Below are 15,200 nucleotides of genomic sequence, written 5' to 3' on the forward strand. Positions count from 1 at the left end.
GGTGATCCCCCTTCAGTGGTCCAGCTGCTGCGGGACGATGGGGCCGCCCCAGCTGTTGATGGCCGCGATGTCCGCCTCCCAGGTCTTCGGGCGCTGGGGGAAGTCCTGGTGCCACGGGCGCGGCTCGAAGTAGCCGAGGGCCTCGTCGGCCATCTGGTCGAGCTGCGTGAACAGTTCGATGTTGTTGCCGTCCGGGTCCCGGTGGTAGGTGAAGACGTTGTGGCCGGGGCCGTGCCGGCCCGGCCCCCATTCGAGCCGGGTGTCGCGCGAGGCGAGATGGTCGAGCAGGCTCTGGAGGTGGTCGAGGTCGCGGGTCTCGTAGGCGACGTGGTGCATGCCGCTGTACTTCGTGGACGCCATGAAGTTCGCCGCGTGGTGATCGGTGTTGCAGCGCAGGAAGACGAAGAAGTCGGCGACGGTGTCGGACCACTTGAAGCCCAGCAGGTCCTGGTAGAAGCTCTGCTGGCGCCTGAGGTCCGGGGTGAAGGCCGCGACGTGCCCCAGCTTCGTCGGCCGCAGCGGGGTGTACCCGGTGGCGCCGGTGCCCGACTGGGCGTCGTACAGGTGCAGGGGGGTGCCGCTCATCGGCTCCGCCACGATCAGGACGTCCGGTGTCGACGGCGCGATGTCGGAGCGGCGCCGCACCTCGTAGCCGCTGTCCCTGAGCCTGCGCTCGGCCGAGTCCAGGTCCTCCTCGATCTGGTAGCCGACGAAGCTGCGCGCGCGCTTGGTCTCCGCCCGCTCGAGCACGACCGAGTGGTGGTCGAACGTCGTGGTCAGGTACGCCTGGTCGGGAGACCTGTCGACGAGCACGAAGTCGAGCACGTTGGTGTAGTAGTCGACCAGCCGGTCGAGATCCGGTGTCTCGAACCCGACGTACCCGACCTTCGATACGTTGACCGCAGAGTGGGTGGGATGTGTCATGAGTACCTCCACGAGGTCAGGAGAAGAGCCCGGCCCAGACCTGTTCGATCCGGGGCCTGGGCAACTGGTGGTGGCGGGCGCGCACGCCCGCGGCCGCGGCCGCGATCCGCTGCTGGAGTGCGCCGAGGTCGCCGCGGCACACGACCCCGTCCCGCTTGACGACCTCACCCGCCACGAGCACGGTGTCGATCTCCGCCGGTGAGGTGGTGAACAGGACAGCCGCGGCGGGGTCGGTGTAGGGCTGCGCGCCGAGCGGGTCCGGCCTGACGAGGACGACGTCGGCACGTTTGCCGACGCTCAGACTGCCGATCGTGCCGGCGAGCCCGAGCGCCTCGGCGCCGTCCAGCGTGGCGAGGGCGAGCGCGTCCCGCACGCCGTACCCGACCGAACGGGGTGGCTGCGGGGATCCCTGGGCGAGGGTGAACCGCTCGACCTGGAGCAGGAGCCGGGCCTGCTGTAGCACGTCGGCGCGGGCATAGTTCGACAGGTCGGTGCCGATCGCGGCGGCGCCGCCGGCCGCGCGGAAGCGCCGGGCCGCGAGCGGGCCGATGCCCATCCCGCACTCGATGTCCGGCGTCGTGCACAGGGAGACCCCCGCCTCGGCCAGCCGCGCGAGGTCATCGGCCTCGATGTGGTTCCCGTGCGACAGACATGTGCGGTCCGGCCAGGCGCCCTCCGCGCACAGCTCGGCGAGGACGCCGTGCGGACCGGAGTCCACCCAGTGGCCCGTCACGAGGAACGGCGACAAGGCGTCCGCGCGCGCCAGCAGTTGGCGTACCAGGCTTCCCGGCAGATACGGCGTGGCCTCCGGCAGCGCCACACCGAACCGGAGCCGCGCCCGGTCGTCGGCGAAGTAGGTGTCCCTGATCCGCGCCGCGTTGGTGTCGTGCCACGCGTCCGGCATCCGGGTGAGCACGTCCTTGATCTCACCGGGGTCGACGTCGCCGTCGTACACGGGGACGTTCTGTAGCGCGTAGCAGAAGACGCCGCCGACACCGCTGTCCAGGAGGCCGCGGGCGAGCGCGTCGCTGATGCGCGGACCGCTTTGCAGGTGGCAGTGGTCCACGACGGTCGTGATGCCCGCCGAGAGCGATTCCAGCCCGCCCAGCAGGTTGCCGAGGTAGGCGCTGTCCTCGTCGTAGCAGCCGGCGTACAGCGCGCGGGCCTGGAGCATGTAGTCCGACAGGGACCAGTCCGCCGCGACGCCTCGCAGCAGGCTCTGCCACACGTGCCGGTGGCCGTCGACGAAACCGGGGACGACGATCGTGCCCGAGGCGTCGATGACCTCCGCGCCGGGAGCGTCGACGGTGCCGTGCCCGGCGACCGCGGTGATGGTCCCGTCCTCCACGAGGACGTCTCCGCGGGGCAGGTCGCCGATGGCCGGGTCCATCGACAGGACGTGGCCGCCGCTGATCAGGGTGGTCATGCGCCGAGTTCCTCCGCGGCCGTGCGGATGTTCTTGTTGTAGGCGAGGCGGTTGTCCGGGTCCCATGCCTTCTTGAGCTCGACGAGCCGGCGCCACTTCTCATCGGTGCCGTACGCCTGGCGCAGCCACTCCGCCCCTCGGTGCGTGGTGAGGTTGACGTAGGCGTTCGGTGTCGCCCAGCGGCGCAGCAGCGCGTCGGTCTCGTGGACCCAGTCCAGATGGGCGCTGTCGTCGGCCGGGTCGTCCCAGTGGGCCGACACCTCGTACAGCCACTCCGCGCCGGTGCGGGAGAACGCGGTGGCGTCCTCCGGGCGGTCGAAGATCGCGCCGCCGAGGATCGGCAGGGTGACGAGACAGTTCGGGGAGGGCGGTTCGGTGCGCGGGCAGGACGCCACCTGGTGGAGCGCGACGGCCGCCAGGTCGGCGTCGATGCCGGACATGTACCCGCCGCGCAGATATTGGGCGCGGCCCGGGGGTTCGAAGGGGTCGGCGATGCTGTTGGCCTGCGCCCACGTCGTCTCGGTGACGTCGTCGACCAGCGGGCGGGCCAGCGACCGCAGCCCCGCGGTCGCCTCCTCGTACCGCGCGAGGTCGCCGGTGTAGATGACGAGCACGGCGATGACGGGCGTGCCCACGACGGAGTCGGCAAGGCCCGGCAGCGGCGGCGCGTTCAGCAGGATCAACGCGATGGACAGCTCGCGCGGGGCCTCGGCCATGACCGCGTCCAGGTTTCCGAAGAGCTTCGGGGCGTCGTCCGCCGAGTAGAACATCATCCCGCTCATCACCCTCGGGCCCACCGGGTGCGCCCTGAAGGTGATCGACGTGACGACCGCCAGGTTGTGGCCGGCGCCGCACAGGCCCCAGAACAAGTCGGGATGGGACTCGGCCGAGGCGGTGACCGTCGCGCCGTCCGCGGTGATGCCCTCGATGGAGACGATGTTGTCCACGGTCGCGCCGAACCGCCGGGTCAGATGGCCGATCCCGCCGCCGAGCGCGAGCCCGGTGGCGCCGGTGTCGCTGACCACTCCGGCGGGCACGACGAGGCCGTGTTCCTGACCGGCCGCGTCCAGCTCACCGAGCAGGACACCCGGCTCGATGGTGACCAGCCGGCGTTCGGGGTCGACCTCGATGTTCTTGAGCTTCGACAGGTCGAGCACGAGCGCGGCGCCGGGCATGGCCATGCCGTCGATGCCATGGCCGCCGGAGTGGATCGCGAGCGGCACGCCCGTCTCGTTCGCGTACGCCACGGCGATGGCGACGTCCTCGCGGTCGGCCGCCTGGGCGATGACCGCGGGGTTCTCATCGCGGCGCAGCATGTTCCAGATCAGCCGTGCGGAGGCGAAATCGGACTCGCCCGCACGCAGCACCCGGCCTTTGAACGCGGCGGGGAAGTCGGCGAAGCGAGGATCCGTGACCGTGTCAGGCACTGTTGCTCCTGTTCCACCGATGACGAATCGGTGCGCATCGTGGGCATGATGAACAAAGGGGGGTCCGCGCGGCGTGTTCTCGATCGGCCGTGCGCGGTGATGCTCAGTCTTGACGTGATGCGAAGCGGCCGGAGCCGCGATTTCAATGGTTGAAACGCGTCAGAGCGCACGGGACACGGCACGGCCCGCGGCGATGACGGGCTGCTTGAGCGCCGCCATGGAAATGGCGCCGGTGGGCACCACCACGGCCAGCGCGGCCACGACGGAGCGCTGTCGTCCGGTGATGGGAACGGCCACCGAGGACATCGGCTCGGGCCGGTCGAGCGAGGCGATGGCGACGCCCTCGCGGTAGACATTGGCCAGGCGCCCGCGCAGTTCGGCCTCGGAGAGGGGACGGCCGCCGTCCGGGCGTCGGTGATCGCCGGCCAGCACCGACTGCCGTACGTCGTGCGGCGCGTGCGCCAGCAGCACCAGCCCGACACTGGTGGCGTGCAGCGGAAGCCGTCCACCGACACGGAACAGGACCTTGCCCGCCCGCGGCGAGGAGAGCCGCTCCACCAGGACGGCCTCGTTGCCGTCGGGCACCGCGAGCAGGACGTGCTGGCCCGTCAACCGGTGGAGTTCCCCCATGGCCGGGAGCGCCGCGGAGCGGATGCCGTGCCCGCGCGGTGACAGCGTGGCCACTTCGAGCAGGCGCAGACCGATCACGAACCGGCCGTCCTCGTGGCGTTCCAGCGCACCCCAGTCGATGAGCCTGCGCGCCAGGCGCAAGGCCGTCGCCTTCGGCAGATCCGCCCGCGCGCTCAACTGCTCGAGCGTCAGCGCCTCGTGCCCCGGGCCGAACGCGGCCAGCAGCCGCAGCCCGCGGTCGATGACGGGCTCGCCCTGGGCCGGCTTCTGTCCCCGAGCCGGACTCGGCGCGACATCGGTCATGCGATGCTCCCGTTCGCGCACCGGAGCCGCCCGGATCGCTGAATGAAATCCCCCTGGTGTCGCCAGGACCCGCGACCGAGGCTTGGGACATGCCTGTACCCGCACATACGTATGCGAACGACGATGCCGAACTCGACACCGACGTCCTCGTGGTCGGCGCCGGACCGGTCGGTCTGACCCTGGCGCATGAACTCGGCAGCCGCGGGATCCGCGTCGCGCTCGTCGACCCCAACGACCGGCCGGACGAGACCTCGCCCCGCTGCAAGCAGCTCAACCCGCGCTCGATGGAGCACTTCCGCAGGCTCGGCCTGGCCGACGCGATCCGTGACGCCTCGCTGCTGCCCTTCGGCTGGTCCGACTCCGCCGTGTTCTGCACCAGCCTCATGGGCCCGCTCGTCCAGCGCTTCGACGGCGTCTTCGCCACCTCGGACGTCCCGTGGTCGACGCTGCCCGAACCGGCCCAGTGGACCGCCCAGTTCTCCGTCGAACGCGCGCTGCGCGCCGAACTCGCCACCAGGCCCACGGTCACACCCCACTGGGGCCACACCCTGGTGGACGTCGACCAGGACGCCGACTCGGTGACCGCCACCCTGCGCGACGGTGGCGACGGCATCCGCCGGCTGCGCGCCCGCTACCTTGCCGCCGCGGACGGCGGACGCAGCACCACCAGGCAGCGACTCGGCATCGAACTGAGCGGCAGCAGCCACGGCGTGGAGAACTTGCAGGTCATCTTTGACGCGCCGGAGCTCGCCGCCCGGCACCGGCACGGGCCGGCACTCCAGTACTGGATCCTCAACGACGAGATCAGCGGGCTGATGGGGCAGCTCGACACCACCGGGATGTGGTGGGCGATCGTCATCGACGCCCCGAGCTGGTCGTCCCACGCGTCGACGCGGCAAGCGGTGCAGACGATGATCGGCGCGGATGTGCCGCTGGAGATCGTCACGCAGGCGCCGTGGACGGCCCGCATGCTGGTCGCGGACCACTACCGCCGAGGGCGCTGCTTCCTCCTCGGCGACGCCGCGCACCTCAACCCGCCGTGGGGCGGCTTCGGCGCCAACACCGGCATCGGCGACGCCGTCGACCTGGGCTGGAAGATCGCGGCGACGCTGGACGGCTGGGGCGGTGAGGCGCTGCTGGCCTCGTTCGAGACCGAGCGGCGCCCGTTCGCCACGTCCGCGATCGCCGCCGCCACGCACAACATGGCCGTGCTGACCCCCGAACTCAGCACACCGGAACTCGCCGACCGCGGGGAGAAGGGCGAGGAGGCCCGGAGGCACGCCGCGGAGGCCATCGCCCGGAGCAAGTCGGCCGAGACGTACACGCTGGGGTTCACGCTGGGCACGGGCTGCCCCGACTCGCCGCTCGTCCTGCCGGACACCCGGCACGCGCCGCTCTCGGTCGGCTCCATGTACCAGCCCTCTGCCTGCCCCGGCATGCGGCTGCCGCACCTCTGGCTCGGCCCGGGGGAGTCGCTCTACGACCGCCTGGGTCCGGGATTCACCCTGATCGAGTGCGGCCTCCCGGCCACGTCGGACGGGCTGAGGGCCGAGGCGGGCCGGCGAGGCGTGCCGTTGACCGTGGTGCCCCTCAACCGCCCGGACGCGGTAGCCCTGTTCGACGCGTGGTACGTGCTGGTCCGGCCGGATCAGCTGGTCGCCTGGCGGGGCGATGAGCTGCCCGAGGATGCCGGCTCGCTGCTCGACCATGTCCGCGGAGTGGTCTAGGCGGCTGCGCACGTGAGACCTCCCGTTCGTTTCGGCGACATTGCTAACATATTAACGTTAGCACCGACGTCGATAGGCGCGCCGCTGAAGACTTCGCGTGACCGGGGACGCCGGTGAGGTCCGGTTCCGGGTGATCGCGCGAGGCGCGCATGGTCGGCTGTGCCGGGAGCCGGGAGCCGGGAGCCGGGAGCCGGGAGCCGGGAGCCGGGAGCCGGGAGCCGGGAGCCGGGAGCCGGGTGCCGCGTCTCGGGGCGGCGGCCCCATCGCGGGTGGGGCCGGTGAGTCCTCGCGGGGGGCAGGTGGGCGCGGCCGCCGGGGCGGGCTCCCGCCATGCGTGACGAGCCCCGCGGCGGGACGGCTCAGCCGGTCTGGGCGATCCGGGTCAGCCAGGCGCGCATAAGCGCGGACTCTTCGCTGGTCAGTGCGTCTGTTGTGTCGAGCATCGCGCGCAGCGCGATTGCGGTGCTCGCGATGCCCGGCTGGATCGGTCGCGGTGTGCCGACGGTGATCGCGGCGAGCACCGCCTCCCGGGCGGCGTCCGAGAGCGTCAGGTCGCGCTCGTCCTCCGGGGTCGCGAGCAGGGTCAGTACGGTCCCGCAGCCCGAGGCGAACACCATCTCCACGGCGAGGTGTTCGCTGACCCGGAGCTTGCCCGCCTGGGCGATGTTGTGGATCCGTGCGGCGAGCGGCGCGACGGTGGCGCGGGCCGTGGGGGAGGGGCGGTGGGAGCGGGGCGTGCCGAAGACGACCACGTAGAGCGCCGCGTTGGCCAGACCGAAGCCGACGTGTTCGTCCCAGCCGAGCCGGAGCGCTTCGATCGGGTCGGCGTCCGCGTCCGGTTCGGGCCTGCCCGCGAGGTAGACCTCCATGCCGTGCGCGGCGACCGCGTCGATGAGGCCCTGCTTGTCGCCGAACAGGCGGTAGATCGTCGGTGGTTGCACACCTGCCGCCGCGCAGATCGCGCGCGTGGAGAGCGCCTCCGGGCCACCCTCGGTGAGCAGGGCGGATGTCGCCTCGATGATGCGCTGACGTGTTTGCGCCGCTTGAGCGGGAGACCTGGGTGCCACCCCGCAATGCTAACCAGACTCCGTTAGCACTTGTAGCGCGGCGGTGAGCGGGTCTGTCGGTTCACGCATCGGTCATGTTGACAACGTCCGCCAGGTGACGTACACGTGTCTATGCATCGCTAACGAATGAACAGCGTCACTGCTAACAAGCCTCAGGAGGGCTCGATGACCACCAAGACCGGACTTCCCCGTCGGAGGAGCCACCGGGGCGCCGGATGCCCGGCCGCCGTCGCGAGCCGAGGGGAGAACTGAGCCATGGCCGGACGATTGGCGGACAAGGTTGCCCTGATCACCGGAATCGGCTCCGGCATCGGCAGGGCCGCGGCACAGCTCTTCGCGGCCGAGGGGGCGCGGGTCGCAGGCTGCGGCATGCGGCCCGAAGGCGTGGACGAGACGGTTCGGCTCGTCACCGAGGCCGGTGGCAGCATCGTCGGCGCCGCGCCCGTTGACCTGGGGGAGCCCGCCGCGGTCACGGCGTGGGTGGACGAGGTCGTCCAGCGGTTCGGCCGCGTCGACGTGCTCTACAACAACGCCGGCAGTCACGCGATGGGCCCCTTCGGCGCGGCGCCGGAAGAGGACTGGCGCATGACGATGCGGAACGACTTGGACCCCACGTACCTCACGACCCGCGCCGTGTGGCCCACGATGTGCGCCCAGGGCGGCGGCGGGGTGATCATCAACACCGCCTCGATCATCGCCTCGCGGGCCACGGCCGCGGCGATGAGCGCGCACGGCGCGGCGAAGGGCGCGGTGGCCGCGCTCACCCCGCACCTGGCCGTCGAGGGCGGGCCGTACGGCATCCGCGTCAATACGCTCAGCCCCGGCATCACCCGCACCGGCCAGACCGAGGGGCTGCTGAGCGATCCCGACAACCCGCTGGTGCGCAACCAGATCAGGCTCTCGCCGCTGGGACGGGTCGGGGCGCCGGAGGACGTCGCGAACCTCGCGCTGTTCCTCGCGTCGGACGAGTCCTCCTACATCACGGGTACCACCATCGTGATCGACGGCGGCCAGACGCTGAGCATGGGGATGTCCTTCGAGCCGGCGACCGCCGGAGCCGGGCGATGACCGAGACGTACCGGCGCGGTGACGACGGGTACGAGGCGGCGCGGCAAAGCGCCGTGTGGAACGACCGCAAGCCCGACCGGTTCCCGGACGTCATCGTCGTGGCGGAGACCGAACAGGACGTCGTCGACGCCGTGGTATCGGCCCGCGAGCGGGGGCTACGGGTCAAGGTCCGTTCGGGCGGCCACAGTTGGACCGCCTCCGGGATACGCGACGGCGGGATGCTGATCGACATGTCCCGGCTGCGGGAGATCACCTACGATCCGCGGAGCCGCACGGCGACGGCCCAGCCCGGTGCCTACGGCGGTGATCTGCTGAAGGCGCTCGAACCGCACGGCCGCTTCTTCCCGAGCGGGCACTGCCCGACCGTCGGACTCGGCGGGTACCTCCTGCAAGGCGGCCTGGGGTGGCAGTCGCGCCTGCTCGGCCCGGCGTGCGCGAGCGTCCTCGCGGTCGACGTCCTGACGGCGGACGGCGAGATCATCCACGCCGACGAGCACGAGAACAGCGATCTGTACTGGGCCGCGCGTGGCTCCGGGCCGGGTTTCTTCGGCATCGTCATGCGCTTCCACCTGCGGACCCACCCCAGACCGCCGGTGACCATGGCCAGTGTCCAGGTCTTTCCGCTCGAGGTGTACGAGGAAGTGCTCACCTGGGCGATCGAAACGGGGCCCGACCTCGATCCGCGAGTGGAGATCCTCTTCGTCGCGACCAACCCCCGGCTGGAGGACGGCAGCGCCGCTCCCGGGCCGACCGCCATTCAGATCATCGCCTGCGCCATGGCCGACACCGAGGCCGAGGCACGGGACATCCTGTCGGCGCTCGACACCAACCCGGTGTTCGACACCGCCGTCACCCGCACGACGTTCCCGGCCACCATGGACCAGATGTACGCCGCCGTCGACGCGCTGGAGCCGTCCGGGCACCGCTGGCTGGCCGACAACATGTGGACCGATGCCGGTGCCGATGTGCTCGTCCCGCAACTGCGCGAGCTGTTCACCACGGTGCCGAACGACATCTCGCACGTCCTGTGGTACCCGTGGCGCGACCACCCGGTCGACGCCGCGTTCTCCAACACGGGCCGCTCCTACATCGCCGCGTACGCCGGTTGGGACGACCCGGCACAGGACGACGCGTACGTCGGCTGGGTGACCGGCCAGATGCGGCGGCTCGAACCCCTTTCCAAGGGCATCCAGCTCGGCGACGAGAACCTCGTCAACCGGCCCTGGCGCTACCTCGCCGAGGACAACGAGCGACGCCTTGAGGAACTGCGCGAACAGTACGACCCCGACGGCCGGTTCTTCGGATACCTGGGGTTGTGACGGGCCGGTCCGGCAGCGGCACCGCACGGCGCGAGCGGCGTGCGGATGCCGGGCCGCACACAGCCGAGGCCCGAGTAAGAGCTGATGAAGGTGACAAGCCCATGACGGCGACGACCAGCGCACCCGGGAGAAGTCCGACCGGGCGGTATATGACGATGTACGGCCCCGCGTTCGTGGCGGCCATCGCCTATGTGGACCCCGGGAACTTCGCCACCAACTTCGCCGCCGGTTCCCAGTTCGGGTACCTCCTGCTCTGGGTGATCATCTCGGCCAATCTCATGGCCGTTCTGGTGCAGTTGCTCTCCGCCAAACTCGGCCTGGCCACCGGCTGCGACCTTCCACAGCTGTGCCGCCGCCGGTTTCCCCGCCCGGTGGTGTGGGGACTGTGGCTCCAGGCCGAACTGGTCGCCGTCGCCACGGACTTGGCAGAGGTGATCGGCGGGGCCATCGCCCTCAACCTGCTCTTCGGCATCCCCCTGCCCGGGGGAGGGCTGATCACCGGCATCGTCGCGTTCGCCCTGCTGGGCCTGGAGACACGAGGCCACCGTCGCTTCGAACTGGCGGTGGCGGGCCTGCTCCTGGTCATCGTCCTGGGCTTCTTCGCCGACGTCGCGTTCGCCGGCGTCGACATGCCCGGCATAGCCGGTGGAGTCGTTCCCGACTTCTCGGGTGCGCGGAGCGTGCTGCTCGCGACCGGGATCCTCGGTGCCACCGTCATGCCCCATGTGATCTACCTGCACTCCAGCCTGACCAGTGCGCACGTCCGGGGCCTCGACCCCGCCGGCTCCACCGGTTCACGGAAGCCGCTGCTGCGCTCCGTACGCCGCGATGTCCTGTTCGGCCTGGGCCTGGCCGGGCTCGTGAACGCGGCGATGCTCATCGTCGCCGCCAAGGTCTTCCACGCTTCGGACCTGTCCACGGAATCGATCGACGAGGTCCACACCGGACTGGGCGAGATACTGGGCGCTCACGCGGCGCTCGCCTTCGCGCTCGCGCTGCTCGCCTCGGGCTTCGCCTCCTCGTCGGTCGGCACCTATGCCGGACAGGTGATCATGGCGGGCTTCCTCGGCAGATCCCTGCCGCTCACCCTGCGACGAGCCATCACCCTCGCCCCGGCTTTGATCATCCTATGGGCGGGCGTCAGCCCCACGGACGCCCTCGTATGGTCACAGGTCGTCCTGTCGTTCGGAATTCCGTTCGCTCTCGTCCCGTTGATCCTGCTCACCCGCCGACGAGACCTGATGGGGCCGCTGGCCAACCGGCCCGTGACCACGCTCACGGCCTCCGCCGTCGCGGCCCTGGTGATCGGCCTGAACCTGTATCTCATCGGCCAGGTGATCTTCGCCTGAGTGCGAGGGCCCACCGCCGCGGGAAGCGGCGCATGGGAGCCGCGTCCACCTGGGTGCGCGCGGCCTCCACCGCGGCCGTCCGCTCGGCGTCGAACGCGCGCATCCCCGCTCCACCGTGCCGAACGTGCAGCCGGCCGGAACGGGCGCCTCCAGCGACCCCGCGGCGTAAGCCGCCAGGAGCGCCTCGGGCACCCGCGAGCGGGCGCGGGCCGGACCGTCGTCCTCGGCGCGCCGCTTCACCGGCCGTCTCCGGCATCCGTCGGCTCGAACTCGGTCCGGAGGGATTGCGAGATGCGGTGCCGCAGTTCGCGGAACGGGGCGGAGAAGCGCACATCGTCGATCGACCGCGGGCGTGGGATGTCGACCTGGAACTCCTCCTTGACGCGGCCGGGGCCCGCTGTCATGACCGCGACCCGGTCCGCGAGCAGGATCGCCTCGTCCACGTCGTGGGTGACGAAGACGACCGTCTTGCCGACCTGCTCCCACAGGGCCAGGAAGTCCGCGCTGATCCGGGCCCGTGTCTGGGCGTCCAGCGGTCCGAACGGCTCGTCCATCAGGAAGACGTCGGGGTCCGCGGCCAGGATGCGGGCGAGCGCGACCCGTTTGCGCATGCCTCCGGACAGCTGCCGGGGGTAGTACGCGCCGAAACCGTCGAGCCCCACCGCCGAGATCAGCCGCTTCACCCGCTCGCGCTGCTCGGGCAGCGGTGTGCCGCCGATGGCCAGGGGGAAGCGGATGTTGTCCTCGACGGTGCGCCACGGCAGCAGGGCGTCGTTCTGGAAGAGCAGTCCGACGCGTTCAGGAGTGCCCCGGGTCGGCTGTCCGTCGATGGCGACCGTACCGGCGGTGGCCGCCACCAGACCCGAGACGATCTTCAGCAGGGTGGACTTGCCGCATCCGCTCGGGCCGACCAGGGCGAGGAACTCACCGTCGGCGACGTCCAGGTTCACATCGCGCAGGGCGAGGTTGCGCCGCCTGCCGGAGCGGTAGCTCAGCCGCAGGTCGCGCACCGAGAGCTTCGGGGGAGCGGTGGTCCCCGTCGCCGTACTCATGAGCTCTTCAGCAGGGAGAAGTCGAAGGCGTCCGCGAAGTCCGGGACGCGGTCCGCCGGGATACGGCCGGTCTGGACGAGCACGTCGATGGTCTTCCGGTAGACGCCACCGTCGATCTTCAGCCCCTTGGGGGTGTTGGCGATGGCCTGGGCGGTGGCTTCGTCGAGTACACCGGGGCTCACCGCGAACTTCTCCTTGGCGAGGGCCTTGACCGCGAAGGACCGGTCGGCGCGCGACTTGTCCTCCGCCGTGGTGAGCCCGCGCAGGTAGTCGGTCATCAGAGCGCGGTGTTTGTCCACCCACGAGGTGTTGGCGAGCGCCACCAGGGACACGTAGTCGAAGTCCGGCTTCCATACGACGCGGTACTTGCCGGAGTGGACCAGCTGGGTCAGCTGGGGATCGCTGACCATGCCCGCCGCCGCGCCCTTGTCGATGGCCGCGACGATGCTCGCGCCGACCCCGCCGTTGATGACCTTCAGGCCCTTGTACGGGATGTCCGCGTCGGCGGCGGCTTTGAGCAGTTCGGTGTCCGACAGGCTGCCCACGGAGGTGACGGCGACGGTCTTGTCACGCAGGTCCTTGACGCCGCGGATGCCGGAATCGGCCTTGGTGACCAGGGAGTACGGCACCCGCCGGCTCAGCGCCGCGTAGCCGCGCACCGGCAGGTCCTTGGAGCGGGCCGACACGATGTGCTCCGGCGAGCCGATGAACACGTCGATGCTGCCGCCGATGAGCGCCTGGAGCGCCTCGGCGCCACCGTCGAAGCAGATCTTCTTGACCTTGGTCCCGGAGGGGAAGGTCTTCGCGTCGGTGGCGATGGTCGAGGGGTTGATGCCGCCGCAGACGTTGCCGACGCGGACGGTCGTGGCGTCGCCGCCCGACCCGGTGGCCGCGGAGCACGCGGTCAGGAGGGTCAGCAGGGTGGTGGCGAGGGCGATCGGGACGAGCGGACGACGGCGTGCGGGGCGAGGGGAGGAGGTGGCGGATGCGCGGGGCACCCGTGGTGCGCGATGGAGCATGGAGTCCTCATTCGTGGGTTCAGCGGTAGCGCAGCAGACGGCGTTCGAGACGGCCGACGAGGAAATCGAAGATCATGGCGATGGTGGTGATGACGGCGAGCCCGGCGAAGACACCGGTGATGTCCAGCAGGTTGGACGACGTCTTGATGTAGTAGCCGAGTCCGGCGCTGGAGCCGACGATCTCGGCGATCACCGCTCCGATCAGCGCCAGCCCGACCGCCAGGCGCAGGCCGGTCAGCAGCCACGGTGTGAGCGCGGGGAAGACCACCCAGCGCAAGGTCTGGCGGCGTGTGGCCCGGTGGCCGCGCGCCATGTCCAGGAGGTCCGGATCGATGCTCCGCACGCCCTCGTGGACGTTGTAGAAGACCACGAACACGACCATCGTGATGATCATGGTGATCTTCGAGGCGAGCCCGATGCCGAACCAGACGATGAACAGCGGCGCGAGGGCCACCCGGGGCAGGCTGTAGAGGGCCATGACGTAGGGGTGGAACCACTGGCCGACGATTCCGGAGTAGACGATGGCCAGGCCCAGCGCGACGCCGAGCGCCGTACCGGCGGCGATGCCGACCGCGAACTCCTCCATGGTCACCGTGAGATGGGGCCAGAGCTCGCCAGTGGTGACCAGATCGACCAGCCTGCCGCCGACAGCGGTGGGCGAGCTGATGAAGAAGGCCCGGACCCAGCGCCCGGACGCGAGCTGCCACAGGGCCAGCGTGAGGAGGCCCACCAGGACCCGGCCGCCGTACAGGATGACGCGGTGGCGCCGGTCCGCCCGCCGGTCGGCCTCGTCGTACGGGAGATCGGCGCGGTCCGCCGACGTATCGGCACGGTCCGCCGATACACCGGCCCGGTCGTCCCGCCCGTGCCCGGCGGCCGTGGGGCCGGTGGCGGACGGCGTCCGGCCGGCCGCGTCGGGTCCGGGTGCCCCGGGCGACGGCGCTCGGCTCGTCGCCTCGCGGCGGCCGGAGAGACCGCGCGCGGCGCGAGTGAAGGACGGCATGGCTCATCCCCCGCTCTCGAGGTCCGCCGGATCGAGGCCGGGGCCAGGGCCGAGAGCGGCTTCCCGCCGCGGGTCGGCGCTCCAGGCGGACCAGGACCCCGGGTAGAGCGCGACGGGGATGTCCAGCGCGGCCAGAACCGAGACCTGGAAGGCGGCGGCCACTCCACTGCCGCAGTAGACGGCGAACGGCGCGGGACCGGGCGGTCGCTGTGGCTGTCCGCCGGGAAGCAGCGCCGCGTACCGTGCGCGCAGCGCCTCCCGGTCGAGCAGGGTCCCGGCCTCGCCGAGATTGGCCGCGGCGGGGAGGCTGAGCGCGCCGGGGATGTGGCCTCGTTCGTACGCGTCGCTGCCGCGGGCGTCGAACAGCAGCCCTCGCCGGGCGTACTCCGCTGCCTGGTCGGCGTCGATGACGGGCAGGCGGCCCGGTGTGAGGACGACGTCGCCCGGGAGCGGAGCGGATGGCTCCAGGCTCAGGGGATGGCCTGCCGCGGTCCAGGCTCCCAGGCCGCCGTCGAGGATACGCACCGATTCCAGCCCCGCCCAGCGCAGCAGCCACCAGGCACGTCCCGCGCTCAGCCCGGCCCGGGTGTCGTAGACGACGATGTCGCTGTCCTCGTTGATGCCCCACCGGCGTGCCGATGCCTGAAGATCGCCGGGTTCGGGCAGCGGGTGACGGCCTTCCCCGGGACGTCCCGGGCGGGCCAGCTCGCCGGGCAGATCGACATGGACGGCGCCCGGGATGTGCCCCTGTGCGAAGGCCGCGTGGCCCGAACCCTCCCGCTGCGGGTCGTAGCGCACATCCAGCAGCACCGGGCGGCGGCCGTCGGCTATCCGGTCGGCCAACTCCGCGACGCCGATGGTGATGTGGGATGTCTCCGGCACCGCG

General features: G+C 71.2%; 13 protein-coding genes. 4 read left to right on the forward strand and 9 right to left on the reverse strand.

Annotation, left to right across the window (positions count from 1 at the left end):
* Positions 1-12: 12 nt before the first annotated feature.
* The 4 genes from NQU54_RS05570 to NQU54_RS05585 all read right to left on the reverse strand — a co-directional run bounded on the left by NQU54_RS05570 (position 13) and on the right by NQU54_RS05585 (position 4,710).
* Positions 13-924 (reverse strand): VOC family protein, encoded by a 912-nt coding sequence (locus tag NQU54_RS05570; RefSeq protein ID WP_257630037.1) that lies wholly within the window; start codon positions 922-924, stop codon positions 13-15.
* A gap of 16 nt (positions 925-940) precedes the next feature.
* Entirely contained in the window at positions 941-2,350 is a 1,410-nt protein-coding gene (locus NQU54_RS05575) for an amidohydrolase family protein (protein WP_257630038.1), read from the reverse strand.
* Positions 2,347-3,777: an FAD-binding oxidoreductase gene (locus NQU54_RS05580; protein WP_257630039.1), complete on the reverse strand. Its 1,431-nt coding sequence runs from the start codon at positions 3,775-3,777 to the stop codon at positions 2,347-2,349. Before NQU54_RS05580 ends, NQU54_RS05575 begins: the two co-directional genes overlap by 4 nt.
* A gap of 159 nt (positions 3,778-3,936) precedes the next feature.
* On the reverse strand, positions 3,937-4,710 hold the full coding sequence (locus NQU54_RS05585) for an IclR family transcriptional regulator (RefSeq protein ID WP_257630040.1): 774 nt from the start codon (positions 4,708-4,710) through the stop codon (positions 3,937-3,939).
* 89 nt (positions 4,711-4,799) lie between these two features.
* Here NQU54_RS05585 and NQU54_RS05590 point away from each other — a divergent pair, with 89 nt between their 5' ends.
* A complete protein-coding gene (locus tag NQU54_RS05590) occupies positions 4,800-6,437 on the forward strand; it encodes an FAD-dependent oxidoreductase (RefSeq protein WP_257630041.1) in 1,638 nt (545 codons plus the stop codon).
* 359 nt (positions 6,438-6,796) lie between these two features.
* On the opposite strand, the gene NQU54_RS05595 is transcribed toward NQU54_RS05590, so the two are convergent.
* Complete coding sequence (locus tag NQU54_RS05595) at positions 6,797-7,504, reverse strand: TetR/AcrR family transcriptional regulator (protein WP_257630042.1); 708 nt, start codon at positions 7,502-7,504, stop codon at positions 6,797-6,799.
* 255 nt (positions 7,505-7,759) lie between these two features.
* On the opposite strand from NQU54_RS05595, the gene NQU54_RS05600 reads away from it, so the two are divergent.
* From NQU54_RS05600 to NQU54_RS05610, 3 genes are all read left to right on the forward strand, one after another.
* Positions 7,760-8,572 carry an SDR family NAD(P)-dependent oxidoreductase gene (locus tag NQU54_RS05600; RefSeq protein WP_174883711.1) on the forward strand — a complete coding sequence of 271 codons (813 nt, stop codon included), beginning with the start codon at positions 7,760-7,762 and terminating at the stop codon, positions 8,570-8,572.
* Positions 8,569-9,891 (forward strand): FAD-binding oxidoreductase, encoded by a 1,323-nt coding sequence (locus NQU54_RS05605; protein WP_257630043.1) that lies wholly within the window; start codon positions 8,569-8,571, stop codon positions 9,889-9,891. Before NQU54_RS05600 ends, NQU54_RS05605 begins: the two co-directional genes overlap by 4 nt.
* 101 nt (positions 9,892-9,992) lie before the next feature.
* Entirely contained in the window at positions 9,993-11,240 is a 1,248-nt protein-coding gene (locus NQU54_RS05610) for an Nramp family divalent metal transporter (protein ID WP_257630044.1), read from the forward strand.
* A 236-nt stretch (positions 11,241-11,476) separates the two neighbouring features.
* Here NQU54_RS05610 and NQU54_RS05615 read toward each other — a convergent pair whose 3' ends face one another.
* Genes NQU54_RS05615 through NQU54_RS05630 form a run of 4 tightly spaced genes read right to left on the reverse strand, consistent with a single transcriptional unit; the run spans position 11,477 to position 15,196 of the window.
* Entirely contained in the window at positions 11,477-12,292 is an 816-nt protein-coding gene (locus NQU54_RS05615; RefSeq protein WP_257630045.1) for an ABC transporter ATP-binding protein, read from the reverse strand.
* Positions 12,289-13,311 (reverse strand): ABC transporter substrate-binding protein, encoded by a 1,023-nt coding sequence (locus tag NQU54_RS05620; protein ID WP_257630046.1) that lies wholly within the window; start codon positions 13,309-13,311, stop codon positions 12,289-12,291. The genes NQU54_RS05615 and NQU54_RS05620 overlap by 4 nt, the downstream gene beginning before the upstream one ends.
* Before the next feature lie 19 nt (positions 13,312-13,330).
* Positions 13,331-14,314: an ABC transporter permease gene (locus tag NQU54_RS05625; protein ID WP_257630047.1), complete on the reverse strand. Its 984-nt coding sequence runs from the start codon at positions 14,312-14,314 to the stop codon at positions 13,331-13,333.
* A 3-nt stretch (positions 14,315-14,317) separates the two neighbouring features.
* Positions 14,318-15,196 (reverse strand): sulfurtransferase, encoded by an 879-nt coding sequence (locus NQU54_RS05630; RefSeq protein WP_257630048.1) that lies wholly within the window; start codon positions 15,194-15,196, stop codon positions 14,318-14,320.
* Positions 15,197-15,200: the final 4 nt, after the last annotated feature.

Source organism: Streptomyces malaysiensis subsp. samsunensis (assembly GCF_024519315.1).
In the GTDB taxonomy this organism is placed as follows: Bacteria; Actinomycetota; Actinomycetes; order Streptomycetales; family Streptomycetaceae; genus Streptomyces; species Streptomyces malaysiensis.

Coding starts and splice junctions, on each gene's coding strand:
- NQU54_RS05570 (WP_257630037.1), bottom strand. CDS start 924: ATGACACATCCCACCCACTCTGCGGTCAACGTATCGAAGGTCGGGTAC.
- NQU54_RS05575 (WP_257630038.1), bottom strand. CDS start 2,350: ATGACCACCCTGATCAGCGGCGGCCACGTCCTGTCGATGGACCCGGCC.
- NQU54_RS05585 (WP_257630040.1), bottom strand. CDS start 4,710: ATGACCGATGTCGCGCCGAGTCCGGCTCGGGGACAGAAGCCGGCCCAG.
- NQU54_RS05590 (WP_257630041.1), top strand. CDS start 4,800: ATGCCTGTACCCGCACATACGTATGCGAACGACGATGCCGAACTCGAC.
- NQU54_RS05600 (WP_174883711.1), top strand. CDS start 7,760: ATGGCCGGACGATTGGCGGACAAGGTTGCCCTGATCACCGGAATCGGC.
- NQU54_RS05605 (WP_257630043.1), top strand. CDS start 8,569: ATGACCGAGACGTACCGGCGCGGTGACGACGGGTACGAGGCGGCGCGG.
- NQU54_RS05610 (WP_257630044.1), top strand. CDS start 9,993: ATGACGGCGACGACCAGCGCACCCGGGAGAAGTCCGACCGGGCGGTAT.
- NQU54_RS05615 (WP_257630045.1), bottom strand. CDS start 12,292: ATGAGTACGGCGACGGGGACCACCGCTCCCCCGAAGCTCTCGGTGCGC.
- NQU54_RS05620 (WP_257630046.1), bottom strand. CDS start 13,311: ATGCTCCATCGCGCACCACGGGTGCCCCGCGCATCCGCCACCTCCTCC.
- NQU54_RS05625 (WP_257630047.1), bottom strand. CDS start 14,314: ATGCCGTCCTTCACTCGCGCCGCGCGCGGTCTCTCCGGCCGCCGCGAG.